We start from the raw sequence: 25476 nt of genomic DNA on the forward strand, positions 1-25476 counted from the left end.
TATGGTCCCGCCCGCGGCGGCCCTTGGCCGGCCCAAGGAGGCTCGATGACGCGCAGCAGGCGTAGCCGGATCGGCGGCATCCTCTCCGCCCTGTTCCTGGCCGGCACGATCCTTCCGTTCGGCGGCGCTCCGGTGCGCGCGCAGTGGGGCGACAGCTACGACGCGCCCGACTACGCGCCGCGACGCCGCTCCCGCGACGCCTACTATAGCCGCGAGGATGTCTACCGCCCCCCCCCGCGCCGCTACGCCCCGCCCCAGGAGGCGCAGCGCCAGTTCTACTGGCCGTGGGAGGACCGTCCGCAACCGCAGGCGCAGCCTCCCGCCGCTGAGCCGACCTACCGCCGCCCGCGGCCCCGCGCCCCTGAGGGAAGCCGATCCGCCGAGGGCAGCCGGCCGGTGGTGAAACGGCAGACGCGGCCCGCCACCGCGCCGCCGCCGAAGCCAGCCGTCGCCAAGACCGAGCCCAACGTCCAGATCGCGGTGTTCGGCGACTCGCTCGCCGATCATCTCAGCCGCGGCCTCGACGACGTGTTCGAGGACAACGCCGACGTTGCGGTGATCGACCGGGCCAGGGGCGACAGTGGCCTCGTGCGCCGGGACGTGGTCGACTGGCCGAAGGCGGCTGAGGATTATCTGAAGAGCAATCCGAAGGTCGCCTACGCGGTGGTGATGCTGGGCGCCAACGACCGGCAGGCGATCCGCGAGGGCGAGGAGAGCTTCGAGCCGCTGAGCGAGCGCTGGCGCGAGATCTACCGCGCCCGCGCCGCGGCGCTCGTGACGGTGTTCCGCGGCCGCAAGCTGCCGCTGATCTGGGTGAGCGCGCCACCGATGCGCAGCGAGAGCCTGACCCGGGATCTCGCCGCGATCAACGACATCGTCCGCGAGGTGGTGCAGCGCGAGGGGGGGATCTGGGTCGATGTCTGGCCGGGCTTCGTGGACGATCGGAACCGCTACACCGTGTCGGGTCCCGATCTCGAAGGCCAGACGGCGAAGCTGCGCACCTCCGACGGCGTGCATTTCACCCATGCGGGCGCGCGCAAGCTCGCCCACTTCGTCGATGTGGAGCTGAAGCGCCTGATGGGCAGCGCGGCGCCGGCGCCGGAGGCGCCCGCCGCCGTTTCGGCCGCACCCAGCCCCGGCCTCGACGGCAGCCCGGCCAAGCTTGACGACGTGGCAACGATCGACCGCCAGATCACCGCGATGCTGCCGAGCCTGCCCGAGCCGCCCGGCATTCCGGCCCTGCCGGTGAAGCCTGCCGCTGGCCCCGTGGTGCCGCTCGGCCGCGCCGAGATCTCGCCGGGCGGCGCGCTGATCAGCGGTCGCCCGCAGGACGGCGACCCCTCGGGCAACGTCGACCGCGCCCTCCAGCGCGGCGCCGCCCCCCTGCCGCAGCCGGGCCGGGCCGACGATTTCCGCTGGCCGCCGGGCTGAAGTCCCGGTTTCGAAAGGCCTGCGGCCTTTCGCGGGTGCAGGGTGGAACCCTGCTCTTGAAAGCTCCGCCCCGGCTCTACCGGGGCGGAGCTTTCAATCCCGGGGCTGCGCGCCCCGGGACCCCGCCAAAGGGCCTGAAGGCCCTTTGAAATCCCCGAAACCTACCGCGGCAGGATGGTCGCGCCCATCAGGTGCTCGTCGATGGCGCGGGCGGCCTGACGGCCCTCGCGGATCGCCCAGACGATCAGCGACTGACCCCGGCGCATGTCGCCCGCCGCCCAGACCTTCGGGTCGGAGGTGCGGTAGTCCTCATCGTTCGCATCGATGTTGCCGCGCTTCGTCATCGCGACACCGGACTGCTCCAGCAGGCCCTTCTGGACTGAGCCCGCGAAGCCGATCGCCATGAAGACGAGGTCGGCCGGCAGGACGAACTCGGTGCCCGGGATCGGCTGGCGCTTCTCGTCCACGCGGGCGCAGACCACGCCGGTAACGCGGCCCTTCTTGTTGGCCTCCAGCCGCAGGGTCGCGGCCTGGAACTCGCGCTCGGCGCCCTCGGCTTGGCTGGACGAGGTCCGCATCTTGGTCGGCCAATAGGGCCACACGGACAGCTTGTCCTCGCGCTCCGGCGGGCGCGGCCGGATGTCGAGCTGCGTCACCGAGAGGGCGCCCTGGCGGAAGGCGGTGCCGACGCAGTCCGAGGCCGTGTCGCCACCGCCGATGACGACGACGTTCTTGCCGGCCGCGACGATCGGCGGCTCGCCATTGCCGGGCATCGGCTCGGCGGCCACGCGCCGGTTCGACTGGACGAGGTAGGGCATCGCGTAGTGCACGCCCTCCAGATCCTGGTTCGGCAGCTGCGGATTGCGCGGATCCTCGGCGCCGCCGCAGAACATCACCGCGTCGAACTCGGCCTTCAGCTCCTCGACGGATTTCGTCACGCCGATGTTCTGGTTGTAGTGGAAGACGACGCCCTCGGCCTCCATCTGCTTCACGCGCCGGTCGATGTGACGCTTCTCCATCTTGAAGTCCGGGATGCCGTAGCGGAGCAGACCGCCTGCCTTCGGCTCGCGCTCGAAGACGTGGACGTCGTGGCCCACCCGGGCGAGCTGCTGGGCGGCGGCCATGCCCGCCGGGCCCGAGCCCACGATCGCCACGCGCTTGCCGGTGCGGGTCTCGGCCGGCTCGGGCTTGACCCAGCCCATGTTCCAGGCCCGGTCGGCGATGGCCTGCTCGATCGTCTTGATGGCGACCGGCTGGTTCTCGAGGTTCAGCGTGCAGGCCTCCTCGCAGGGGGCGGGGCAGACGCGGCCGGTGAATTCGGGGAAGTTGTTGGTCGAGTGCAGGTTGCGCGCGGCCTCCTCCCAGTCCGACTGGAAGACGAGGTCGTTCCAGTCCGGGATCTGGTTGTGCACCGGGCAGCCCGTCGGACCGTGGCAGAACGGGATGCCGCAATCCATGCAGCGTGCCGCCTGCTTGGTGAGATCGTGCTCGTCGAGCGGCAGCGTGAACTCGCGGAAGTGCCGGATCCGGTCGGCGGCGAGCTGGTACTTCTGCTCCTGCCGGTCGAATTCGAGGAAGCCTGTGATCTTGCCCATCGGTCAGCCCCTGGGCTCGCGCGTCTCCCGACTGCGCCGCCCGCATCGTCCATTATCCTGAGTGCTTGACCGGGCGGCTGACCGCCCGGTCGTCTGGCGATGCCTACTCGGCCGCCACCGGCATCCGCGCCATCTCCATCTCGCGCAGCGCCCGGCGGTACTCCACCGGCATCACCTTGACGAACTTGGTGCGGTAGTTCGCCCAGTCGTCGAGGATCGCCTTCGCGCGCGGGCTGCCCGTGTACTTGAGATGGTTGGTGAGCAACTGGCTCAGCCGCTCCTCGTCGTGGCCCGACATGTCGGCGAGGATGTCGACGCGCCCCTTGGTCTCCAGGTCGCCGTCCTGGTGGAAGCGGCGCATCAGGTCGTCCTCCTCCTCCACGGGCTCCAGATCGACCATCGAGAGGTTGCAGCGCTTCGAGAAGGAGCCGTCCTCGTCCAGCACGTAGGCGAGGCCGCCCGACATGCCGGCCGCGAAGTTGCGGCCCGTCTCGCCGATCGACACCACGACGCCGCCGGTCATGTACTCGCAGCCATGGTCGCCCATGCCCTCGACCACCGCGATGGCGCCCGAGTTGCGCACGGCGAAGCGCTCGCCCGCGGAGCCGCGGATGTAGCACTCGCCGGCGATCGCTCCGTACAGGACCGTGTTGCCGGCCATGATGGTGCGGCCTTCCGCCGACTTCAGCGCCTCGCTCGGACGGATGATCAGCTTGCCGCCCGAGAGCCCCTTGCCGATGTAGTCGTTGCCGTGGCCGGTCAGCTCGATGGTGACGCCGGCCGCGACCCAGGCGCCGAAGCTCTGGCCGGAGGTGCCGCGCAGCTTCACCACGATGGTGTCGTCGGGCAGGCCCTCGTGGCCGTGCGCCTTCGCCACCGCGCCGGAGAGCATCGCGCCCGCGGCCCGGTCCGAGTTCTTGATCACGTCCTCGATCACCACCGGCGTGCCGGTCTCGATCGCACCTTGCGCCTTCGCCAGCAGGCGCCGGTCGAGCACGGTGTCGATCGGGTGGTGCTGGGTCTCGACATGGCGGATCGCCACCTCGGGCCCGACATCCGGCCGGTGGAACAGCTTCGAGAAGTCGAGGCCGCGCGCCTTCCAGTGGGCGATGGCCTCGCGCTTGTCGAGGAAGTCCGAGCGGCCGACCACGTCCTCGAGCTTGGTGAAGCCCATGGCGGCGAGCAACTCGCGCAACTCCTCCGCCACGTAGAAGAAGTAGTTCACCACGTGCTCAGGCGTGCCCTTGAAGCGCTTGCGCAGGACGGGATCCTGCGTCGCCACGCCCACCGGGCAGGTGTTGAGGTGGCACTTGCGCATCATGATGCAGCCCGCCGCGATCAGCGGCGCGGTCGAGAAGCCGTACTGGTCGGCGCCGAGCAGCGCCGCGATCAGCACGTCCCGGCCGGTGCGGATGCCGCCGTCGGCCTGGAGCGCGACGCGGCCGCGCAGGTGGTTAAGCACCAGCGTCTGCTGCGTCTCGGCCAGACCCGTCTCCCAGGGGCCGCCCGCGTGCTTGATCGAGGTCAGCGGGGCCGCGCCCGTGCCGCCGTCGAAGCCGGAGATCGTGATATGGTCGGCACGAGCCTTGGCGACGCCCGCCGCGACCGTGCCGACGCCGACCTCGGAGACCAGCTTCACCGACACGTCGGCGGCCGGGTTCACGTTCTTCAGGTCGAAGATCAGCTGGGCCAGATCCTCGATCGAGTAGATGTCGTGGTGGGGCGGCGGCGAGATCAGGCCGACGCCGGGCGTCGCGTAGCGGACCTTGGCGATCTTGGCGTCGACCTTGTGGCCGGGCAGCTGGCCGCCCTCGCCGGGCTTGGCGCCCTGCGCGACCTTGATCTGCATCATGTCGGCGTTGACGAGGTACTCCGTTGTCACGCCGAAGCGGCCGGACGCCACCTGCTTGATCGCCGAGCGGCGCGAGCGCCCGTCCGGCAGCGGCTTGAAGCGCTCGACCTCCTCGCCGCCCTCGCCCGAGTTCGAGCGGCCGCCGAACGAGTTCAGCGCGATGGCGAGCGTCTCGTGCGCCTCCTTCGAGATGGAGCCGTAGGACATCGCGCCCGTGGCGAAGCGCTTCACGATCTCGGCGGCGGGCTCCACCGCATCGATCGAGACCGGCTCGCGGCCAAGTTCGGCCGCCGACTTGATCTTGAACAGGCCGCGGAGCGTCTTGAGGTGGGTCTCCTCCTCGTTCACGAGGCGGGCGAACTCGCGGTAGCGCTCGGGCAGGCCGAGGCGCACCGCGTGCTGGAGCGTCGCGACGCTGTCGGGCGTCCAGGTATGGGTTTCGCCGCGCAAGCGATAGGCGTACTCGCCGCCGACATCGAGCGCGTGCCGATAGATCGGCGCGTCGCCGAAGGCATCGCGGTGGCGGCGCGCGGTCTCCTCGGCGACCTCGGCCATGCCGACGCCCTCGATCATCGTCGCGGTGCCGAAGAAGTCCTTCTCGACGAAGGACGAGTTCAGGCCGATCGCGTCGAAGATCTGCGCGCCGCAATAGGACTGGTAGGTCGAGATGCCCATCTTGGACATCACCTTGAGCAGGCCCTTATCGATCGACTTGATGTAGCGGTAGATGATCTCGTCATCGACGAGGTCCGGCGGATACTCGTCCTTCATCGCCAGCAGCGTCTCGAAGGCGAGATAGGGGTTGATCGCCTCGGCGCCGTAGCCGGCCAGGCACGCGAAGTGATGCACCTCGCGCGGCTCGCCCGACTCGACCACGAGGCCGACCGAGGTGCGAAGCCCCTTGCGGATCAGGTAGTTGTGCACCGCCGCGGTGGCGAGCAGCGCCGGAATCGGGATCCGGTCCGGCCCGACCGCGCGGTCGGACAGGATGATGATGTTGTAGCCGCCGCGCACCGCGACCTCGGCCCGGTCGCAGAGCCGGTCGAGAGCGCCTTCCATCGCCGCGGCCCCCGTGTCGGCCGGGTAGGTGATGTCGAGCGTCTTGGTGTCGAAGCGGTCCTCGAAATGGGAGATTGAGCGGATCTTCTCGAGGTCGCCGTTCGTCAGGATGGGCTGGCGCACCTCGAGCCGCTTGCGGCGCGAGGCCCCCTCCATGTCGAGGATGTTCGGCCGCGGCCCGATGAACGAGACGAGGCTCATCACGGCCTCCTCGCGGATCGGGTCGATCGGCGGGTTGGTGACCTGCGCGAAGTTCTGCTTGAAGTAGCTGTAGAGCGGCTTCGGCTTGTCGGAGAGCGCCGGCAGCGGCGTGTCCGAGCCCATCGAGCCCACCGCCTCCTGGCCGGTGACGGCCATCGGCTGCATCAGGAGCTTGAGATCCTCCTGCGTGTAGCCGAAGGCCTGCTGGCGATCGAGCAGGCTGACGTCCGAGCGCGACTCGCGCGGCTGCACCGGGCGCAGCTCCTCCAGCACGATCTGGGTGTTCTTCACCCAGTCGCCGTAGGGGTGGGCCGCGGCGAGCTCGCCCTTGATCTCCTCGTCGGAGACGATGCGGCCCTTCTGAAGATCGATCAGCAGCATGCGGCCCGGCTGCAGGCGCCAGGACTCCACGATCTTCTCGTCCGGGATCGGCAGGGTGCCCATCTCGGAGGCGAGAACGACGAGCCCGTCGTCGGTGACGATGTAGCGGGCGGGGCGCAGGCCGTTGCGGTCGAGGGTCGCGCCGATCTGGCGGCCGTCCGTGAAGCAGACCGCGGCCGGCCCGTCCCACGGCTCCATCAGGGCGGCGTGGTACTCGTAGAAGGCGCGCCGCTCCTCGCTCATCAGCGGGTTGCCGGCCCAGGCCTCCGGGATCAGCATCATCATGGCGTGGGCGAGCGGGTAACCGCCCTGCACCAGGAACTCGAGCGCGTTGTCGAAGCAGGCGGTGTCGGACTGGCCCTCGTAGGAGATCGGCCAGAGCTTCGAGATGTCGTTGCCGAACAGCTCCGAATCGACGCTGGCCTGGCGCGCGGCCATCCAGTTCACGTTGCCGCGCAGCGTGTTGATCTCGCCGTTGTGGGCGACCATCCGGTAGGGATGCGACAGGCGCCAGGTCGGGAAGGTGTTGGTGGCGAAGCGCTGGTGCACGAGGGCCAGCGCCGAGACGTAGCGCTCGTCCTTGAGGTCGAGGAAGTAGCCGCCGAGCTGGGTCACCAGCACCATGCCCTTGTAGACGATGGTGCGGCTCGACACCGAGACCGGGTAGAACGCCATCAGGCGCGGGTCGCCGGCCTGGTAGACCTTGTTCGAGATCACCTTGCGGGCGACGTAGACGCGGCGCTCGAAGGCGTCCTCGTCGGTAACGTTCGCCGGGCGGCCGATGAAGACCTGCCGGTGGTGCGGCTCGGTCTCCAGGACGGCCTTGCCGAGATCGGACGGATCGACCGGCACGTCGCGCCAGCCCAGCAGCGGCAGGCCCTCGTCGGACAGCGCCTGGGTAACCAGCGCCTCGACGATGCGGCGGGCCTCCTCCTCCTTCGGCAGGAAGAGCTGGCCGACCGCGTACTGGCCGGCGGGCGGCAGCTCGAAACCGAGGCGCGAGCACTCTTCCGCGAAGAAGGCGTGCGGGATCTGGGTGAGGATGCCGCAGCCGTCGCCCATCTTCGGGTCGGCGCCGACCGCGCCCCGGTGGTCGAGGTTCTCCAGGATGTTGAGGCCCTGCTCGACGATGGCGTGCGTGCGGCGGTCGCGCATGTCGGCGACGAAGCCGACGCCGCAGGCGTCGCGCTCGCGGGCCGGGTCGTAGGCGCCCTGCGCTTTCGGCAGCGCCGGATCGCGCACGATGAGCGGAGCCGGACCGCCGCGCGGCGCCGGAGCCGTATTCGTCTCGCCGAAAGCTGCCATGCCCTGATCTTCCATCCCGCTCGATCCGACTGTCCAGGCGATACAGCCCGGACGCCAGCATGTTTCATGCCCGAACATCAGCCGATGTCGGACCTGTCAATTCGTCTCGTCGGGGTAGACCGGTTCTTCCCTGAGGAAGCGCCCGCCGACCCGCGGGCTCGCCACCAGCCCGTCTTCAGCCGGCGTGGGCCCGGATCGCCGGAGCGGCGATCGGCTTGCGAATGTGTTTCGACGTCGCGACGCGCACGTGACCAACATCCTTGCCCAGGAGATGGGCACCCAGGAGGCGCCCACCGACAAATGGGACAGTCCTACTGTCCTAAAAACACAAACTGACAGATTCCAATCGTTCCAGCAAGAGGGGTGCGCTTTGTCACGCTTGCCCCCTTGCCGCAGGCGCGGGTCTGCCCAGGCCAGCCTAGCCAGCGGCGGGTCTTAGGAGTCGGAAGCGCGTGTGCCGGCCGTGCTGACCAACCGAGACGCGCTCCCAGATCCCACGCCCCGCATTCTCGCCCGAATCGGATGGTTAACGAAACCTTGCCGAGCACAAGCGGCATGCGGGGCAACGACCCTGTGGGCACGGGCCCTGGACCCTATCCGACGGTCCGGGGCCGTGCCGGTTGAACGGATCCGCCGGTCGAACGGATTCGCCGGCCCGGCAGAGCGTGAGACGAGATCGAGACGCGCATGCAGACGAGTCCGAGAAGCGGCACAGACCGTCGTTCCACCCGACGCCGGCTCAGGGCGGGCCTGCGCCTCGTCTCGGCCGCCTGCGCCCTGCTGGCCGGATCGGCCTTCTCGGCACAAGCTCAATACGTCTTCGAGGACGAGATCCTGCCGCCGCGCGCGGTGGTCTGGCGCCTGAGCGACCGCGGCTTCACCGGCATCGCCCGCCCGCGCTTCGACGGCCGCGCCTACGTCGTGGAGGCCTTCGACCCGCGCGGCGACCGGGTCCGCCTCGTCGTCGCGCCCGATAGCGGCGCGATCGTCGGGCGCCAAAGACTCGAGCCGCCGCTGATCGTCGGGCGCCTCGCGCGGCCGATGCCCGGCTACGGCTGGACCGAGGAGGATTACGGCGCGGCCCGCAGACCGTCGCGAGGCGAGGAGACGGGCGGCCTCGTGCCGCCGGGCCGCATCCCGATGCCGGACGAGCGCGGTGCCTACGCGGCGCGCCCGCTGCCGTCCGTCCCGCCGCGCGCCCACGAACCCAGCCGCCGGGACGCCGCCCGCGAGGCCTCGGTGGCCGATCCGGCCGGCAACCCGCTCGGGCTGAATCCGGACGCGGCCGGCCGCCAGACCGCCCCGCGCCGGAGCGCCCGCCCCGCCCCACCCGGCGAGAAGGCCGCGAGCCCTCGGCTCTCCGACGTGAAGCCGCCCGAGAAGCCGACCGCCCGCCTCAGCCCCGAAGTCCCGCGGCCGGCGGAGGCACCGAAGCCGGAAGCTCCGAGAACCGAGACGGCCAAGGTCGATCCGGCCGTCGATCCGAAGGCGGACGCGCCGAAGGGACCGGCAATGCCGGCCGCGCAGACGCCCGCGCCGAGAACGGCCGATCTCAAGCCAGCCGACAAGCCGGCCGATCCGGGCTGGAAGGATCCGCCGGAGGCCAAGCGCAACGTGCGGGTCATCGGCGGCGCCACGATCGTACCGGGCACCACCGACAAGGACGGCGCGACCGGGAACTGAGGGACAGCCCTCAGCCCGACATCACAAGGCGCTCGCCGCCGCAGAACACCGTCAGCGTGTCCGAGCGCGCGATGGCGCAGAGAGTCATGTCGTGCTCGCGCGCGCGGGCCAGTGCCAGGGAAGTTGGGGCCGAGATCGCCACGATCACGGCGGCGCCGAGCCGAGCGGCCTTCTCCACCATCTCGAACGAGCAGCGGCTGGTGATCACCGCGAAGCCCGTCGCCGGGTCGCGGCCCGAGCGCATGAGCGCACCGACCAGCTTGTCGAGGGCATTGTGGCGGCCGACATCCTCGCGCACCGCGACGAGCGTGCCGTCGAGATCCGCCCAGGCGGCGGCGTGTACCGCCCGGGTCTCGTGGTTGAGGACCTGCGCGTCCGAGAGCGCCGATAGGGCCCGCTCGATCGCCGCGACCGTGACACGGATCGCGGGCGCCTCGCGCATGTCGGCGCTCGGCAGCGAGGCCAGATCCTCGATCCCGCAGACGCCGCAGCCGGTGCGCCCGCTGAGCGCGCGCTTGCGAGCGAGGTGCTCGCGGAGCCTCCCGGGCGCGAGATCCACCAGCAGGCGCAGCCCCTCGGCCCCGCTCTCCAGCGTCACGCCCCGGATCTCCTCGGCGGCCTCGATGATCCCCTCCGTCAGGCTGAAGCCGTAGGCGAAGTCCTCGAGGTCGGACGGCGTCGTCATCATGACCGCGTAGGGCACGCTGCCGTAGACGAGGTTGACCGGAGTCTCGACGGCGAGCGCCCGACTGTCCGCCCGTGGCTCGGCCTCTCGGTAGGCGACGACCCGCGTGGGCACCCGGACGGCGGGCTCCGGAAGAGGCGATCCGTTCTCCGCGACATCGTGCCCAGGCATCGGTATCCTGCAGGTTATTGCAGCCTCAACGGCGATCGAGCCTGTCTCCTACACCGCGGTGGGAGACAGGTCACAGGGCAGAAACATGGCGCCGGGACGGCAGGAAAGCGCGCGATAAAGCGCGCGATGCGACGCTTGTACGGTTGCGCCTTGCACGCCCATGTGGTCTGACACCGCGATCGGACACCCCGGCCTCACGGCCGTCGGGACCGCGAGATCGGTTGCGCGTAGCCCCGGAGATAGGGCGCCGCGCGGCCAAGAAGAAGAGTCTCCGAGGGAGCTAAGGGAGCCACATGCGGACGGCGCGGACGAAAACACCATTCTTGTCAGGGGTGGCCGGGCTCGGCGCGCTCCTCGTGACGTCCTCCCAGACCTTCGCCGCGGGTATCGGCCAGCCGGTGCCGTGGCAGATGGACCGTCAGGTCGCGGTCACAGAGAACGCGCGCGACATCCACGCCTTCGAGCACTGGATGCACTGGCTCTCGCTCGGCATCTCGCTCTTCGTCCTGGGGCTGATCCTCTGGTGCATCTTCCGCTTCGGCGAGAAGCGGAACCCGACACCCTCGAAGACGACCCACAACACCGCGATCGAGATCGCCTGGACCATCGTCCCGGTGCTCATCCTCGTCGCGGTCGCGATCCCCTCGTTCCGCCTGCTGCGCACGCAGCTCTCGGATCCGAAGGCCGACGTGATGATCAAGGTGATCGGTCACGCCTGGTACTGGTCCTACGAGTACCCGCAGACCGACCAGGGCGGCGGCTTCACCTTCGACGCCAACCTCGACGAGGACAAGCAGCCGAAGCTGCTCGCCACCGACAACGACATGGTCGTGCCGGTGAACAAGGTGGTGAAGATCCAGGTCACCTCGACCGACGTGCTGCACTCCTGGGCGCTGCCGTCCTTCGGCTTCAAGATCGACGCGATCACGGGCCGCCTGAACCAGGCCTGGTTCAAGGCCGACAAGGAGGGCACCTACCACGGCCAGTGCTCCGAGCTCTGCGGCCAGCGCCACGCCTACATGCCCATCACCGTGCGTGTGGTGAGCGAGGAGGCCTACGCCCAGTGGCTCACCGAGGCGAAGACGAAGTACGCACGCCTCGACGACGGCTCGAAGCTCGCCGACGCGCGCTGACCGCCTTTCCCGGGCCGGCGCCCCTCAAGGCCCCGGCCCGATAGCCGCGACACAATCAGAGAGAAACGCACAGGGCTCTTCGATCCATGGCAACAGCCACCGCACACGGGGCGCATGACGCCCACGACGACCACAAGCCGAGCTTCTTCGCCCGCTGGTTCCTCTCCACGAACCACAAGGACATCGGCACGCTCTACCTGCTCTTCGCCTTCTGCGCGGGCATGGTCGGCGCGTTCCTCTCCTTCGGCATCCGCATGGAGATGGAGGAGCCCGGGCTGCAGTACTTCTCCAACCCGGCCACCTACAACGTGTTCGTGACCGGCCACGGCCTCATCATGGTGTTCTTCATGGTGATGCCGGCGCTGATCGGCGGCTTCGGCAACTGGTTCGTGCCCCTCATGATCGGCGCGCCCGACATGGCGTTCCCGCGCATGAACAACATCTCGTTCTGGCTGACCTTCGCGGGCTTCCTGAGCCTCGTCTGCTCCCTCTTCGTCGAGGGCGCACCGGGCGCGCAGGGCGCGGGCACCGGCTGGACCGTCTACCCGCCGCTCTCGGCCGCGGGCCATCCGGGTCCCGCCGTCGACTTCGCGATCTTCGCCCTGCACCTCTCGGGCGCGGGCTCGATCCTCGGCGCGATCAACTTCATCACCACCATCCTGAACATGCGCGCCCCCGGCATGACGCTGCACAAGATGCCGCTCTTCGCCTGGGCCGAGCTCGTCACCGCGTTCCTCCTGCTCCTGTCGCTCCCGGTTCTCGCCGGCGCGATCACGATGCTGCTCACCGACCGCAACTTCGGCACGACCTTCTTCGACCCCGCCGGCGGCGGTGACCCGATCCTCTGGCAGCACCTGTTCTGGTTCTTCGGTCACCCCGAAGTCTACATCATGATCCTGCCGGCCTTCGGCATCGTCTCGCACATCATCGCCACGTTCTCGCGCAAGCCGGTCTTCGGCTACCTCGCGATGGCCTACGCGATGGTCGCGATCGGCGTCGTCGGCTTCGTCGTGTGGGCCCACCACATGTACACGGTCGGCCTCTCGCTCCAGACGCAGTCCTACTTCGTGTTCGCCACGATGGTGATCGCGGTGCCGACGGGCGTGAAGATCTTCTCGTGGATCGCCACGATGTGGGGCGGCTCCATCCGCTTCACAGCCGCGATGCACTGGGCGATCGGCTTCATCTTCTTGTTCACCGTCGGCGGTGTCACCGGCGTCGTGCTGGCGAACTCGTCGATCGACAAGTACCTGCACGACACCTACTACGTCGTGGCGCACTTCCACTACGTGCTCTCGCTCGGTGCCGTGTTCATCATCTTCGCCGGTGTCTACTACTGGTTCCCGAAGATGACTGGCCGCATCATCCCCGAATGGGCCGGCAAGCTGCACTTCTGGCTGGCCTTCATCGGCGCGAACGTCCTGTTCTTCCCGATGCACTTCCTGGGTCTGGCCGGCATGCCGCGTCGTTACGCCGACTACCCGGAGGCGTTCGCGGGCTGGCACAAGGTCTCGACCTACGGCGGCCACATCTTCGCGCTCGGCATGTTCGTGTTCGTGATCGGCGTGGTCCTGGCCTTCCGCTCGAAGGTGCGCGCCGCGGACAACCCGTGGGGCGAGGGTGCGACGACGCTGGAATGGACCCTGTCGTCGCCGCCGCCCTTCCACCAGTTCGAGACCCTGCCCCGTATCGCGGACGAGCCGGGTCACCACTGAGGACGAGCGGGTCCGGGAGACTCTCCCGGACCCGGCGGGGACCGCCGCGGCGGCCCCCGCCCTTCCCCGGACGCCGCCGCGGCGTCCCGGAAAGGGCGAGATCACCGGCCGGGGCCGCATCGGGCCCGCGAGCCTGGAATTCTTCCGTTTCGCCTTTACCGCCGCCATGAGGGCCGGCGCGCCAGAGCCAGTGATGTCGATGACGAGTCTGACCAACGCACTTCCCGCCGAGCGCGAGACCTTCGCGCCCGCCGTCGGCGGCGACGTTCCGGACTACTTCGCCCTGCTCAAGCCGCGGGTGATGGTGCTGGTGATCTTCACCGCGCTCGTCGGCATGGTGGTCTCGCCGCACGGCCACGTCTCTCCGGTGATCGGGGCGATCTCGCTCCTGATGATCGCGATCGGCGCGGGCGCCTCGGGCTGCCTCAACATGTGGTGGGACGCCGACATCGACGCGGTGATGACCCGCACCGCCAAGCGGCCGATCCCGGACGGCCGCATCCGCCCGAACGAGGCGCTGGCCTTCGGCCTGTTCCTCTCGGTCGCCTCGACGCTGGTCCTCGGGCTCGCGGCGAACTGGCTGGCGGCGGGGCTCCTCGCCTTCACCATCGTGTTCTACGCGGTGATCTACTCGATGTGGCTGAAGCGGGCGACCGCGCAGAACATCGTCATCGGCGGCGCGGCGGGCGCCCTGCCCCCGGTGATCGGGCAGGCGGTGGTGACGGGCTCGGTCGGCATCGAGTCGCTCGTGCTGTTTGCCATCATCTTCATTTGGACGCCGCCGCATTTCTGGGCGCTCGCCCTCGTCAAGGCCGGCGAGTACGCCAAGGCCGGCATCCCGATGATGCCGAACGTGGCCGGGCCGGATTCCACCCGCCGCCAGATCGTCTGGTACACGGTGCTGCTCGCGCCGCTCGGCCTCGTGCCGGTGGTCCTCGGCTTCGGCGGCCTGCTCTACGCGGTGATCGGCGTGCTCGGCGGCCTCGGCATGCTGGCCTTCAGCGTGCAGGTGCTGCGCAACCGCGAGGGCGAGGCGGAGAAGCGCGCCGCCATGGGAATGTTCGGCTTCTCGATCCTCTACCTCTTCCTGCTCTTCGCCGCGCTCCTCGCCGAGCAAAGCCTGGGGCTGTTCCGGCCGCTGGTGGCCTGATCGTTCATGATGGATTCCAAGGTGGAAGGTCCCAAGGTCGAGTACCGCCCTCTCACGCCGGAAGAGGAAGCGCGCCGCCGCAAGCGCTCGATCGCGATTGCCCTGGCGCTCGGCGCGATGGTCCTGCTGTTCTTCGTGCTGACGATCGCCAAGCTTGGGCCGCAGATCATGAGCCGGCCTCTCTGAGTCGATGATGCAGGGATGACGAACGCCCCGAAATCGAACCGAAACGCCGGCCGCACGGCCATCGCCTGCGCGGGCTTCGCGGCGGGCATGCTCGGTCTCGCCTTCGCGTCGGTGCCGCTCTACGACGCCTTCTGCAAGGCGACGGGCTACGGCGGCACGCCGCGCCAGGGACCGGTGCCCACTGCGGTCGCGGCCAAGCCGGGCGATGCCATGCTGGTCCGCTTCGACACGAACGTCGCGCCGGGTCTGGGCTGGAAGTTCCGGGCCGAGAGCCGCGGCGTCGACGCGAACCTGGGCGAGACCCAGACCGTGTTCTTCCACGTGAAAAACACAGGGCCGACCGCAACGACGGGAGTCGCCACCTTCAACGTCCAGCCCGAGCTGATGGGCGGCTACTTCGTCAAGGTCGAGTGCTTCTGCTTCAAGGAGCAGACACTCCAGCCGGGCGAGAGCTTAGACGTGCCGGTGGTGTTCTACATCGACCCGGCCGTGCGCGCGGACCAGAACACCGCCGATCTCTCCGAGATGACCCTGTCCTACACCTACTTCGCCTCGAAGAACGGGCAGCCGGTGACGGCCGCGCTCGACCGGGGCAAGGCACCGGGACGGGGGAATTTCTAGGCGCCGCGTTGGCGCCAAGCGTGACAACAGCCGCGCCCGTCCAGTATGGGTGCGGCACGGGTTTCGAGACGAGCTTCGACGGGGCGGCACAGGCCCCGCGATCGTGAGGGCAGGACCTGCGGCCGGTGACGGCGCGGTCTCAAGGGGTCAGGAGAAACGTTCCGATGGCAGAGGCGCACGCCAAGAATCACGACTTCCACATCCTGGCGCCCAGTCCCTGGCCGCTGCTCGGCGCTATGTCCGGCTTCGTGATGACGACGGGCGCCGTGTTCTGGATGAAGAGCATCCAGTTCGGCACCCTGTCGCCCGGCCCCTACGTGTTCGGCGCAGGGCTCCTCGGCGTGCTCTACACCATGTTCGCGTGGTGGAGCGACGTGGTGAAGGAGGCCAATTCCGGCGACCACACCCGCGTGGTGCAGCTCCACCACCGCTACGGCATGATCATGTTCATCGCCTCCGAGGTGATGTTCTTCGTGGCGTGGTTCTGGGCCTATTTCGAGGCCGCTCTCTACACCGCCGACCCGATCCAGGCCTCGCGTCTTGAGTTCACCGGCGGCGTCTGGCCGCCCAAGGGCATCGAGGCCTTCGATCCCTGGCACCTGCCGCTGCTCAACACGCTGATCCTGCTCACCTCGGGCACCACCATCACCTGGGCGCACCACGCCCTGCTGCACGGTGACCGCAAGGGGCTGAAGCTCGGCCTGCTGCTCACCGTGGTTCTCGGCGTGCTCTTCACCGCCTGCCAGGCCTACGAGTACCACCATGCCGCCTTCGGCTTCTCGGGGAGCATCTACTCGTCGACCTTCTTCATGGCGACGGGCTTCCACGGCGCCCACGTGATCATCGGCACGATCTTCCTGATCGTCTGTCTGCTGCGCGCCAATGCCGGCCAGTTCACCACCCAGCAGCACCTCGGCTTCGAGTTCGCCGCCTGGTACTGGCACTTCGTCGACGTGGTCTGGCTGTTCCTCTTCGCCGCCATCTACGTCTGGGGCGCCGGCGTCGGCCACGGCGCACACTGAAAACCGGTCGCCGCGCTCCACGCATGGCGGCAATGCGAAGGGCGGCTCCGGCCGCCCTTTTTCATGCACGCGACGTCCCGCGATCCCATATCGGGTTCCGGGGGACCGCGTACGAGGGAAGCAGAACCTTGGATCACAGCCACCAGCGGCCCGAGCCGATCCCGACGGGCCTGCGCGGCCGTTGCCCGCGCTGCGGCCAGGGCCACCTGTTCAAGGGCTTCCTCACCCTGCGCCCCTCCTGCGAGGCCTGCGATCTCGACTACGCCAACTTCGACTCGGCGGACGGGCCAGCCTTCTTCGTGATGTCGATCGTCGGCCTCGTCGTGGTCGGCCTCGCGCTCTGGATGGAGATCGCCTACGAGCCGCCGATCTGGGTCCACGCCCTGGTGGCGGGTAGCCTGTCGATCGGCCTCAGCCTCCTGCTGGTGCGCCCGCTGAAGGGCATGCTGATCGCGCTGCAATACGCCAACAAGGCCGAGCAGGGACGCTTCGAGCCGTGAGCACGAAGACCGTGGACGCCTCCGGCACGACCGGGCGGAAGGCCACGTGGCGCGACCTGATCGCGCCGGGTCTCTCGGCGTTGATCGTGCTCGGCATCCTGCTCGGGCTCGGGTTCTGGCAGATCGCCCGCAAGACCGAGAAGGAGGCGCTCATCGGACGCATCCGGGAACGCTCGCTCGCCGCTCCCGACCTCCCGCCGACGCCGGAGGCCTGGAACCCGGCGCGCGACGAGTTCCGGCACGTCCGGGTGACCGGCCGCTTCCTGAACGATCGCGAGACTCTGGTGCACGGTCTCGCGCCCGGCGACACCCCGGGCCGCGCGCTCCAGGGCTACTACGTGCTGACGCCGTTCGAGCGGGCAGATGGCGGCACGCTCCTGGTCAACCGCGGCTTCGTGCCGACCGAGCTCAAGGCACAGGAGGTCCGGCGCGACGGCCTCGTCACGGGCGAGACCACCGTCACCGGTCTCCTCCGGGCGAGCGAGCCGCGCGCGATGTTCGTGCCCGCTCCCGACCCGAAGCGCGGTGAGTGGTTCAACCGGGACATTTCCGGGATCGCCGAGGCGCGCGGCCTCGGCACCGTGGCGCCCTACCTCGTCGAGGCCGACGCGGTGCCGGGCCAGAAGACCTGGCCGCGCGGCGGGCAGCTCCGGGTCGATCTGCCGAACAACCACCTGCAATACGCCTTCACGTGGTTCGGCATCGCTGCCTGCCTGGTGGGCGTTTTCTCGGTCTTCGCCTGGCGGCGCCTGCGCGATCCGGTCGCCTGAGATCTCGCTTGCAGGCGCTTGCGGCCGCGCTACCCTCGTGTGTCAGGCACCTCCAGGCAGGTGGGCACCATGCGCGCGCGGCTGACATTCTCCGTGATCCTCTCGGCGCTGCTGCTGACGCCAGCCGCGGCCATCGACGAGGCCGACCGGACGGCGGCCCGCGGCGTCATCACGCGGCAGGTCGAGGCTTTCGGCCGTGACGATGCGGCGACGGCCTACGACCAGGCCGCACCTGGCATCCGGACCCTGTTCCCGACGCCCGAGGTCTTCCTCGGCATGGTGCGGACGAATTACGCTCCGGTCTACCGGCATCGGACCTTCGTCTTCGGCACCGCTGAGGACAGCGGCGGGACCGGCCTGTTGCAGTCTGTAGCCATCCAGGACATCTACGGCGTCGATTGGACGGCGGAGTACAGCCTGGAACGCCAGTCCAATGGCCAATGGCGGATCGCCGGCTGTCGGCTGACGAAGTCTCCGGGCACCAACCTCTGACGCGCCCGGTATCGCCTCCGCTCAGGGACTTCGACACCGCTGCCGGCATCGTGTAGAGGGGGCGCCTTCTCCCGGAGGCCCCTGTGCTGCACGTCTCGACCCGCGGCGACGCCGCGCCGCTCTCGTTCTCCGACGCCCTTCTGGCGGGCCTCGCCCGCGACGGCGGCCTCTATGTGCCGGAGAGTTGGCCGGGCCTGACGAAATCCGAGATCGCCGACCTCGCGGGCCTTTCCTACGCCGAAGCGGCCAAGCGCGTGCTGCGCCCACTGGTTGACGGCGAGATCGCCGACGCCGACCTCGACCGGATGATCGACGAGGCCTACGCCACCTTCAGGCACCCGGCCGTCTGCCCGCTCGTTCAGCTCGACGACAACCTCTTCCTGCTCGAACTCTTCCACGGTCCGACGCTCGCCTTCAAGGACGTGGCGATGCAGCTGCTCGGGCGGCTGATGGACCATGTGCTGCGGCAGCGCGGCAGCCGCGCCACAATCGTCGGCGCCACCTCGGGCGACACCGGCTCGGCCGCCGTCGAGGCCTTCGGCGGACTCGATCAGGTCGATATCTTCATCCTCTACCCGCACGGCCGGGTGTCCGAGGTGCAGCGGCGCCAGATGACCTCGGTTGCCGCCCCCAACGTCCACGCGCTCGCCGTCGACGGCACGTTCGACGATTGCCAGAACATCGTCAAAGCCCTGTTCCAGCACGCCGACTTCGCCGATTCGGTGAAGCTGTCGGGCGTCAACTCAATCAACTGGGCACGGGTCGCCGCGCAGGTGGTGTACTACTTCACCAGCGCGGTGGCGCTGGGCGCCCCGCACCGTCCGGTCTCCTTCGCGGTGCCGACGGGCAATTTCGGCGACATCCTGGCCGGCTGGGTCGGGAAGCGCATGGGCCTGCCGATCGAGCGCCTGATGATCGGCACCAACGCCAACGACATCCTGGTCCGCACCCTGGAGCACGGCGCCTACGAGCTGCAGGGCGTGACGCCCACGACCTCGCCCTCGATGGACATCCAGATCTCCTCAAATTTTGAGCGGCTGCTCTTCGAGGCGCTCGGGCGCGACGCCGCCTCCATCCGCCGCCTGATGTCCGGTCTGAAGCAGTCCGGCGGCTTCCGGCTGGACGAATCGGTGCTGGCCACCGTCCGCTCCGAGTTCGACGCGCACGCGGTCTCGGAGGCCGACGTGATGGCGGAGATCCGCGAGACGCATGCTGCGACCGGCGTGACCCTCGACCCGCACAGCGCCATCGGCGTGCGCGCCGGCCGCCGCCTGCTCGACACGGATCCGCGCACGCCCGTGATCTCGCTGGCCACCGCCCATCCCGCAAAATTCCCGGACGCGGTCGCGCAGGCGACCGGCGGCGCCCGCCCGGCGCTCCCCCCGCACCTCGCCGATCTGATGGAGCGGCCCGAGCGCGTCACGCGCGTGGCCAACGATCAGTCCGCCGTCGAGGCGCTGATCCGCGAGCGTGCCCGCATCACGAGAGGCGCATGAACCGGCATTTCGACACGCACGGCGCTTCGCCCTCGCTGCGGGTGACGCGGCTCGCCAACGGCGTGACGGTCGCGACCGAGGCGATGCCGGGGGTCGCCACCGCGACGCTCGGCGTCTGGGTTGGCGCGGGCTCGCGCCACGAGCGGGCGGACGAGAGCGGCCTGAGCCACCTCATCGAGCACATGGCCTTCAAGGGTACGCGGACCCGCTCGGCCCGCCAGATCGCCGAGGACATCGAGAATGTCGGCGGTGAGATCAACGCCGCGACCTCGGCCGAGGGCACGAGCTACAGCGCGCGGGTGCTGGGCGAGGATGTTGGCATCGCTCTGGACGTGATCGGCGACATCCTCACCGACTCGGTCTTCGACGCGGGCGAGCTCGCCCGCGAGAAGGGCGTGATCCTGCAGGAATACGCCGCCGTCGAGGATACCCCCGACGACGTGGTCTACGACGCCTTCACGGAGGCGGCCTTTCCCGACCAGCCGATCGGCCGGCCGATCCTCGGGCGTCCGGAGACGATCCGCAGCTTCGATGAGGCGGCGATCCGCGCCTACCTCGCCCGCGAGTACACGCCCGACCGCACCGTCGTGGCCGCCGCGGGCGCGGTGGAGCACGAGGCCTTCGTGGCGGCGGCCGAGCGCCATTTCGGCGCGATGCCCGCGGTCGAGGCACCGCCGGTCGTCGCCGGCTGCTACGGCGGCGGCGAGCGGCGGATGCCGCGCAAGCTCGAGCAGGCGAACCTCGTCATCGGTCTGCCGGGCCTCTCCTTCCGCGACGACGGCTACTACGCGCTGCACATGTTCGCGCAGGTGCTGGGCGGCGGGCTGACCTCGCGCCTCTGGCAGGAGGTGCGCGAGACCCGCGGCCTCGCCTACGAGATTCAGGCCTTCCACTGGCCCTTCTCCGATTGCGGCCTGTTCGGCATCGGCGCCGGCACGGCCGGCCGGGACGTGGCCGAACTCGTCTCCGTCACCCTCGACGCGGTGGCGCGGGCCACCCGCGACATCGGCCCGGAGGAGATCGCCCGCGCCAAGGCGCAGCTGAAGCTGTCGCTGCTGGGCGCCCTTGAGACGCCCGGCGGGCGCATCGAGCGCAACGCGCGCCAGATCCTGGCATGGGGCCGCGTGATCCCGGCCTCGGAGGTGATCGCCAAGGTCGACGCCGTCACGGTCGAGGACGTGCGGGCGGCGGGCGCCGCGATCCTCTCAGGTGCCCCCACGCTCGCGGCGATCGGCCCGATCAAGGGCCTGCCGTCGCTGGACAAGGTCCAGGCGGCCCTGCGGGCGGCCTGAACCGCCGCTCCGGGCTCGCCGGGGTCTTCGGATCCGGTCCGCCCGATCCGTCCCCAACTTGTTTTGGCCGCAAACGCGGGCGATCCGTCCCAGGTCGCCTGTCGGCAGGAAGCGGTGGGTCGCTCGCGCCCTCCGCCTCACGTCGGCTTGCCCGGGATCAACCCCGACTTTACCAAAAGCGAACCTGAGCCGTTCACGCGCTCGCCCGCCCGGCCGGAACCCGTCTCGTTGCGCATCCTCGCCCTCCTCCTCGCGTTCCTCGTCGGCGCCGTCGCGGCGAGCACGCCCGCGAGCGCGGTCGAGGCGGTGCGCGTCACGTTGGACGCGCCGGTCATCGACCTGACCCAGGCGATCGAGCGCTACCGCTCGGACGGCGACCTGATTCAGATCTCGACCGCGCCGGGCAAGGACGGCATCGTCCGTCGCATCGTCGTGAAGGCGCGCGACGCGGGCGCGCGGCCGGACTGGATGGTGTTCGCGCTCACCAACGACACCGACGAGCAGATCGACCGCATCCTCGTCGCGCCCCATTTCCGTCTGGTCGATTCCGGCGTGGTCTGGCCCGATCTCGGCGGCTCGCGCATCGCGGCGATCACCGCGAGCCAGGGCATCCGGCCCGAGCGCGACGAGAACCCGGAAGCCGACCAGTTCGTCATCACGCTCGACCCCGGGACGACCGTCACCTACGTGGCGGAGCTGCGCGGGCCGAACATCCCGCAGGTCCATCTCTGGGACCAGGACGCCTATCGCAAGAAGGCCGCGGGGCTGACCCTCTACAAGGGCATCATCATCGGCATCGCGGGCCTGCTCGCGCTCTTCCTCACCATCGTGTTCGTGGTGAAGGGCGCGATCATCTTTCCGGCGGCCGCCGCGCTCGCCTGGTCGGTGCTCGCCTATGCGTGCATCGATTTCGGCTTCCTGCAGCGGGTCTTCCCCGTGACCGAACTCGCCGAGCGGGTCTACCGCGCCTCCGCCGAGGCGGTGCTCGGCGCCACCCTCCTGGTCTTCCTGTTCGCCTACCTGAATCTGTCCCGCTGGCACGTGCGCTACAGCCACGTCGCCTTCTTCTGGCTGGCCTTCCTGGCGGGGCTCGTCGGTCTCGCGGTGTTCGATCCGCCGGTGGCGGCGGGCGTCGCCCGCATCTCGATCGGCGCGGTGGCGGGGGTGGGCCTCCTCCTTATCCTCTACCTCGCCACGCATAACGGCTACGACCGCGCCATCCTGCTCGTGCCCACCTGGACGCTCCTCGTGGTCTGGGTCGTGGCAGCTGGGTTCGCGGTGACCGGCCAGATCGGCAGCGAGCTGGTGCAGCCGGCGTTGATCGGCGGCCTCGTGCTGATCGTGATGCTGATCGGCTTCACGGTGATGCAGCACGCCTTCGCGGGCGGTGGCCTCTCGCACGCCCTGGTCTCGGACACGGAGCGGCGGGCGCTGGCGCTGACGGGGGCCGGCGACATCGTGTTCGACTGGGACGTGCCGGGCGACCGCGTCTTCGCCGGCCAGGAGATCGAGAGCCAGCTCGGCCTCGCCCGCGGTGCCCTCGAAGGGCCGGCGGCCAACTGGCTCGCGCTCCTCCATCCCTTCGACGTGGAGCGCTACTCGGCCGCCCTCGACGCCGTCATTGAGGAGCGGCGTGGGCGCATCGTCCACGATTTTCGCCTGCGCTCATCCGGCGGTGCCTATTACTGGTACCGTCTGAAGGCGCGGCCCGTGATCGGCTCGGATGGCGAGGTGATCCGCGTCGTCGGCACCATCGCGGACGTGACCGAGGTGAAGACCGCCGAGGAGCGCCTGCTGCACGACGCCGTGCACGACAGCCTCACGGGCCTGCCGAACCGCGAGCTGTTCGGCGACCGCCTCGACGCGGCCCTCGCCTTCGCGAGCCAGGACGCGCGCCTGAAGCCGACCGTGATCGTCCTCGACATCGACCGGTTCAAGGGCATCAACGACGCGATCGGGCTCTCGGCCGGCGACTCGATCCTGCTGACGCTCTCGCGCCGTCTCGGGCGCCTGCTCCGGCCCCAGGACACCCTGGCGCGGGTGGCGGGCGACGCCTTCGCGGTCATCCTGCTCTCGGAGCGCGAGCCCGACCGGGTTCTGGCCTTCGCCGAGATGATCCGACGCGCCATCGCCACGCCGATCACCTACGCCGACCGCGAGATCTTCCTGACCGTCTCGATCGGCCTCGCGCTCCACGAGACGGGCGCGCACCCGAAGCGCGACGACGTCTACCAGAGCGCCGAGATCGCGATGATCCAGGCCAAGCGCGGCGGGGGCGACCGCATCGAGGTCTTCCGGGCCAACATGCGCGCCGAGCGCTCGGACAAGCTGATGCTGGAGGCGGACCTGCGCCGCTCACTCGAGCGCAACGAGATGAAGGTCCTGTTCCAGCCGATCGTCCGGCTGGAGGACCGCACCGTCGCGGGCTTCGAGACCGTGCTGCGCTGGGATCACCCGAAGCTTGGGCGCATCCCGTCCGCGACCTTCATGCCGGTGGCCGAGGAGACCGGCTTCGTCGTCAATCTCGGCATCTTCGCCCTGGAGCGCACCGCGCTCGAACTCGCCGCCTGGCAGCGGGCGCTCGAGGTCGAGCCGCCGATCTTCGCCCTGGTCGACGCCTCCTCGCGCCAGCTCCTGCGCCACGACCTGCTGCACGACGTGAAGACGGTGCTGGCCCGCTCCGGCGTGCTGCCGGGCTCGCTCAAGCTCGAATTCTCCGAGAGCCTCGTGATGGAGAACCCCGAATACGCAGCGCAGATGCTCGCCCGCATCCGCGACCTCGGGGCGGGCCTGTGCCTCGCCGATTTCGGCACCGGCTACTCCGCCCTCTCCTACCTCCAGCGTTTCCCCTTCGACACGATCAAGGTCGATCAGTCCTTCGTGCGCCAGATGGCCACCGGCAAGACCGCGATCCTGCGCTCGATCGTCAAGATGGCGACCGAGCTCGACCTCGCCATCGTGGCGGAAGGCACGGAATCGGAAAGAGACGCGCAGGCGCTGGCCGAACTCGGCTGCGAGTACGCCGAGGGCTACGCCTTCGGCGAGCCGATGACGATGCTCCAGGCCCGCCAGCTCTGCGGCGCGGCGCCAGAGGCCGCCTGAGCCATCCTGCCAGTTCCCGCAAGCTCAGATCCGTTCGGGCCAAGTCGACAGGCTCACTTAAACCTGCCTTAACCATGTTGCGGCACGATCCTGTGGAAGGACGGCCCTCGGTGCGCAGGCTCGCGCGGCGGGTGCCCTGTCGAGTGGAGGGGCGTATGGGCGATGCGGCGCGGCGACTGGATCAAGCCGGCGAGCCCGACGTGGTGCGTCGGCTTATCGCCCGTCCGATCCGCCTGGAATACTCCCAGCACTTGGCCGAAGAGGCGCCGCCGGAGGCCGTAGCCGACGAGCCCGCTCCGGACGGCGAGGCGGACGAGGTCCGCGACGTCGCGGCGCTGGAGGCGGAACTCGCTCTGCTTAAGGCGGTGCTCGATGCGGAGCGCCGCGAGGCGGCGAGCCTCCGCGCCCGTCTCGCGGATCCCGCTGCCGGGTCCGACCCGGCGGACGGCCTCGCCGTGCGCGAGCGCTGGGCCGCCTTGGTCGACGAGTTGCTGCTGCGCCTGCGCTGATTCTCTCACCCCATTGACCAGGAGACGCCCATGAGCGCGCGCTGCTCGCTCATCGTCAACGGCAAGGCCGTGCGCGTCTCAACCGGCGACACGCCCGTCGAGGCCGCTTTGGCCGAGGGCATGATCGGTTCGGTGCAGGCCCTGCACGGCACCGCCCTGCTCGGGCAGGGCCCGGGCCCGGCCGCGCGCCGGATGCGAGCCCGGCGCAGCCGGCCCGACGCCCTCGTGTCCGCTGCCCTACCCGGGCAGCGAATCGAGCCGGCGGAGGCGCGTACCTTGCCGCAGGCCAGCCGCAAGGGCTCGCTGACCGAGGTGCGGGTGCTGAGTCCGCATGTCGTGGAGGCGGTGGTAACCCTGACCAAGCGGATCGACCTGGAGCCCGGCCATCAGGTCGCGGTGAGCTTCGAAGGGCTGGGGCCGCTGACGCTCGCGCCGACCCTGCGGATCGACGGCACGACGGAACTCAACGATTTGGTCTTCCACCTGCCGCGCTGCGAGCGGGACGGCAGCCTCATCGAGGCGCTGGCCCCGAACGCCGCCGTGAAGCTCAAGGGCCCGGTCGGGCGCGGCCAGTACCGTCCCGGCGGCGGGCGGCTCGTCCTCGTGGCCTCCGGCACAGGCTTCGCGCCGATCTGGTCGATCGCCCACGCGGCCCGCTACATCGAGCCCGCCCGCGAGATGCACCTGATCGTCGGCGCGCGCGACGCGCTCGACCTCTATATGCGCGACAGCCTCGACTGGCTGCGCCGCACGGGCGTCGCCCGCCTCGTTCTCATCGCCGACCGCGGCCGCCAGCGGCCGCCGGACGTCCGGCCGGGCCCGCTCACCGCCCACCTGCCGACGTTGCGCGCCACCGACGTGGTGCATGTGGCGGGCTGCGCCTCGACGGTGGGCGCCGTGCAGGTGCTGGCCGCGTCGGTCGGCGCGCGCTGCTATCCGATCCCGGTGGATCTGGGCTGACTTCCCGAGGGGGCTCCCCCTCTCCCCACCTGCGGGTAGAGGGCCCCAGGTAGCTTGTCGTGTATGGGGCGCGCGGTACCGATGGTGAGGGGGCGGCTCCGGGAGAGGCTCTTCCGGAACCGCCCCCTCACCGTCGGCTGCCGCCTCGCCACGCTCTCCGACAAG

The 25476-nt window shown here is 69.8% G+C and carries 19 protein-coding genes; 16 read left to right on the forward strand and 3 right to left on the reverse strand.

What is annotated here, in order from left to right:
- Window positions 1-45: 45 nt before the first annotated feature.
- Window positions 46-1431 (forward strand): SGNH/GDSL hydrolase family protein, encoded by a 1386-nt coding sequence (locus DK427_RS25205; RefSeq protein ID WP_109953774.1) that lies wholly within the window; start codon window positions 46-48, stop codon window positions 1429-1431.
- A gap of 161 nt (window positions 1432-1592) precedes the next feature.
- Here DK427_RS25205 and DK427_RS25210 read toward each other — a convergent pair whose 3' ends face one another.
- Window positions 1593-3026: a glutamate synthase subunit beta gene (locus tag DK427_RS25210; RefSeq protein ID WP_109953775.1), complete on the reverse strand. Its 1434-nt coding sequence runs from the start codon at window positions 3024-3026 to the stop codon at window positions 1593-1595.
- 103 nt (window positions 3027-3129) lie between these two features.
- Window positions 3130-7824: a glutamate synthase large subunit gene (gene gltB / locus DK427_RS25215; RefSeq protein WP_204165237.1), complete on the reverse strand. Its 4695-nt coding sequence runs from the start codon at window positions 7822-7824 to the stop codon at window positions 3130-3132.
- Window positions 7825-8511: 687 nt separating this feature from the next.
- Here gltB and DK427_RS25220 point away from each other — a divergent pair.
- Complete coding sequence (locus tag DK427_RS25220) at window positions 8512-9507, forward strand: PepSY domain-containing protein (RefSeq protein ID WP_109953777.1); 996 nt, start codon at window positions 8512-8514, stop codon at window positions 9505-9507.
- A 10-nt stretch (window positions 9508-9517) separates the two neighbouring features.
- Here the strand turns inward: DK427_RS25220 and fdhD are convergent, their stop codons facing one another.
- Window positions 9518-10363 (reverse strand): formate dehydrogenase accessory sulfurtransferase FdhD, encoded by an 846-nt coding sequence (gene fdhD / locus DK427_RS25225; protein WP_109953778.1) that lies wholly within the window; start codon window positions 10361-10363, stop codon window positions 9518-9520.
- A gap of 293 nt (window positions 10364-10656) precedes the next feature.
- Between fdhD and coxB the strand changes: the two genes are divergently transcribed.
- The 14 genes from coxB (at window position 10657) to DK427_RS25295 (ending at window position 25311) form a co-directional block, all read left to right on the forward strand.
- A complete protein-coding gene (coxB, locus tag DK427_RS25230) occupies window positions 10657-11496 on the forward strand; it encodes a cytochrome c oxidase subunit II (RefSeq protein ID WP_109953779.1) in 840 nt (279 codons plus the stop codon).
- Window positions 11497-11582: 86 nt separating this feature from the next.
- Entirely contained in the window at window positions 11583-13211 is a 1629-nt protein-coding gene (ctaD, locus tag DK427_RS25235) for a cytochrome c oxidase subunit I (protein ID WP_109953780.1), read from the forward strand.
- 199 nt (window positions 13212-13410) lie between these two features.
- Window positions 13411-14361 carry a heme o synthase gene (locus DK427_RS25240; protein WP_109954386.1) on the forward strand — a complete coding sequence of 317 codons (951 nt, stop codon included), beginning with the start codon at window positions 13411-13413 and terminating at the stop codon, window positions 14359-14361.
- A gap of 6 nt (window positions 14362-14367) precedes the next feature.
- Window positions 14368-14547, forward strand: a complete 180-nt coding sequence (locus DK427_RS25245) for a hypothetical protein (protein WP_109953781.1) — start codon at window positions 14368-14370, stop codon at window positions 14545-14547.
- A 15-nt stretch (window positions 14548-14562) separates the two neighbouring features.
- Window positions 14563-15168 carry a cytochrome c oxidase assembly protein gene (locus DK427_RS25250; protein ID WP_109953782.1) on the forward strand — a complete coding sequence of 202 codons (606 nt, stop codon included), beginning with the start codon at window positions 14563-14565 and terminating at the stop codon, window positions 15166-15168.
- Between the two features lie 164 nt (window positions 15169-15332).
- On the forward strand, window positions 15333-16190 hold the full coding sequence (locus DK427_RS25255) for a cytochrome c oxidase subunit 3 (protein WP_109953783.1): 858 nt from the start codon (window positions 15333-15335) through the stop codon (window positions 16188-16190).
- A 128-nt stretch (window positions 16191-16318) separates the two neighbouring features.
- Complete coding sequence (locus tag DK427_RS25260; protein ID WP_245930716.1) at window positions 16319-16690, forward strand: DUF983 domain-containing protein; 372 nt, start codon at window positions 16319-16321, stop codon at window positions 16688-16690.
- Between the two features lie 11 nt (window positions 16691-16701).
- Window positions 16702-17460, forward strand: a complete 759-nt coding sequence (locus DK427_RS25265; RefSeq protein ID WP_109954387.1) for an SURF1 family protein — start codon at window positions 16702-16704, stop codon at window positions 17458-17460.
- Between the two features lie 69 nt (window positions 17461-17529).
- On the forward strand, window positions 17530-17952 hold the full coding sequence (locus DK427_RS25270) for a DUF4864 domain-containing protein (protein ID WP_109953785.1): 423 nt from the start codon (window positions 17530-17532) through the stop codon (window positions 17950-17952).
- A gap of 83 nt (window positions 17953-18035) precedes the next feature.
- Complete coding sequence (gene thrC / locus DK427_RS25275) at window positions 18036-19448, forward strand: threonine synthase (protein WP_109953786.1); 1413 nt, start codon at window positions 18036-18038, stop codon at window positions 19446-19448.
- Complete coding sequence (locus DK427_RS25280) at window positions 19445-20740, forward strand: M16 family metallopeptidase (RefSeq protein WP_109953787.1); 1296 nt, start codon at window positions 19445-19447, stop codon at window positions 20738-20740. Before thrC ends, DK427_RS25280 begins: the two co-directional genes overlap by 4 nt.
- Before the next feature lie 228 nt (window positions 20741-20968).
- Window positions 20969-23842 (forward strand): sensor domain-containing phosphodiesterase, encoded by a 2874-nt coding sequence (locus tag DK427_RS25285; RefSeq protein ID WP_109953788.1) that lies wholly within the window; start codon window positions 20969-20971, stop codon window positions 23840-23842.
- A 200-nt stretch (window positions 23843-24042) separates the two neighbouring features.
- A complete protein-coding gene (locus tag DK427_RS25290; protein ID WP_245930717.1) occupies window positions 24043-24351 on the forward strand; it encodes a hypothetical protein in 309 nt (102 codons plus the stop codon).
- A 30-nt stretch (window positions 24352-24381) separates the two neighbouring features.
- Window positions 24382-25311, forward strand: a complete 930-nt coding sequence (locus DK427_RS25295) for a ferredoxin reductase domain-containing protein (protein ID WP_109953790.1) — start codon at window positions 24382-24384, stop codon at window positions 25309-25311.
- Window positions 25312-25476: the final 165 nt, after the last annotated feature.

It is taken from the genome of Methylobacterium radiodurans (genome assembly GCF_003173735.1).
GTDB classification, from domain to species: Bacteria; Pseudomonadota; Alphaproteobacteria; order Rhizobiales; family Beijerinckiaceae; genus Methylobacterium; species Methylobacterium radiodurans.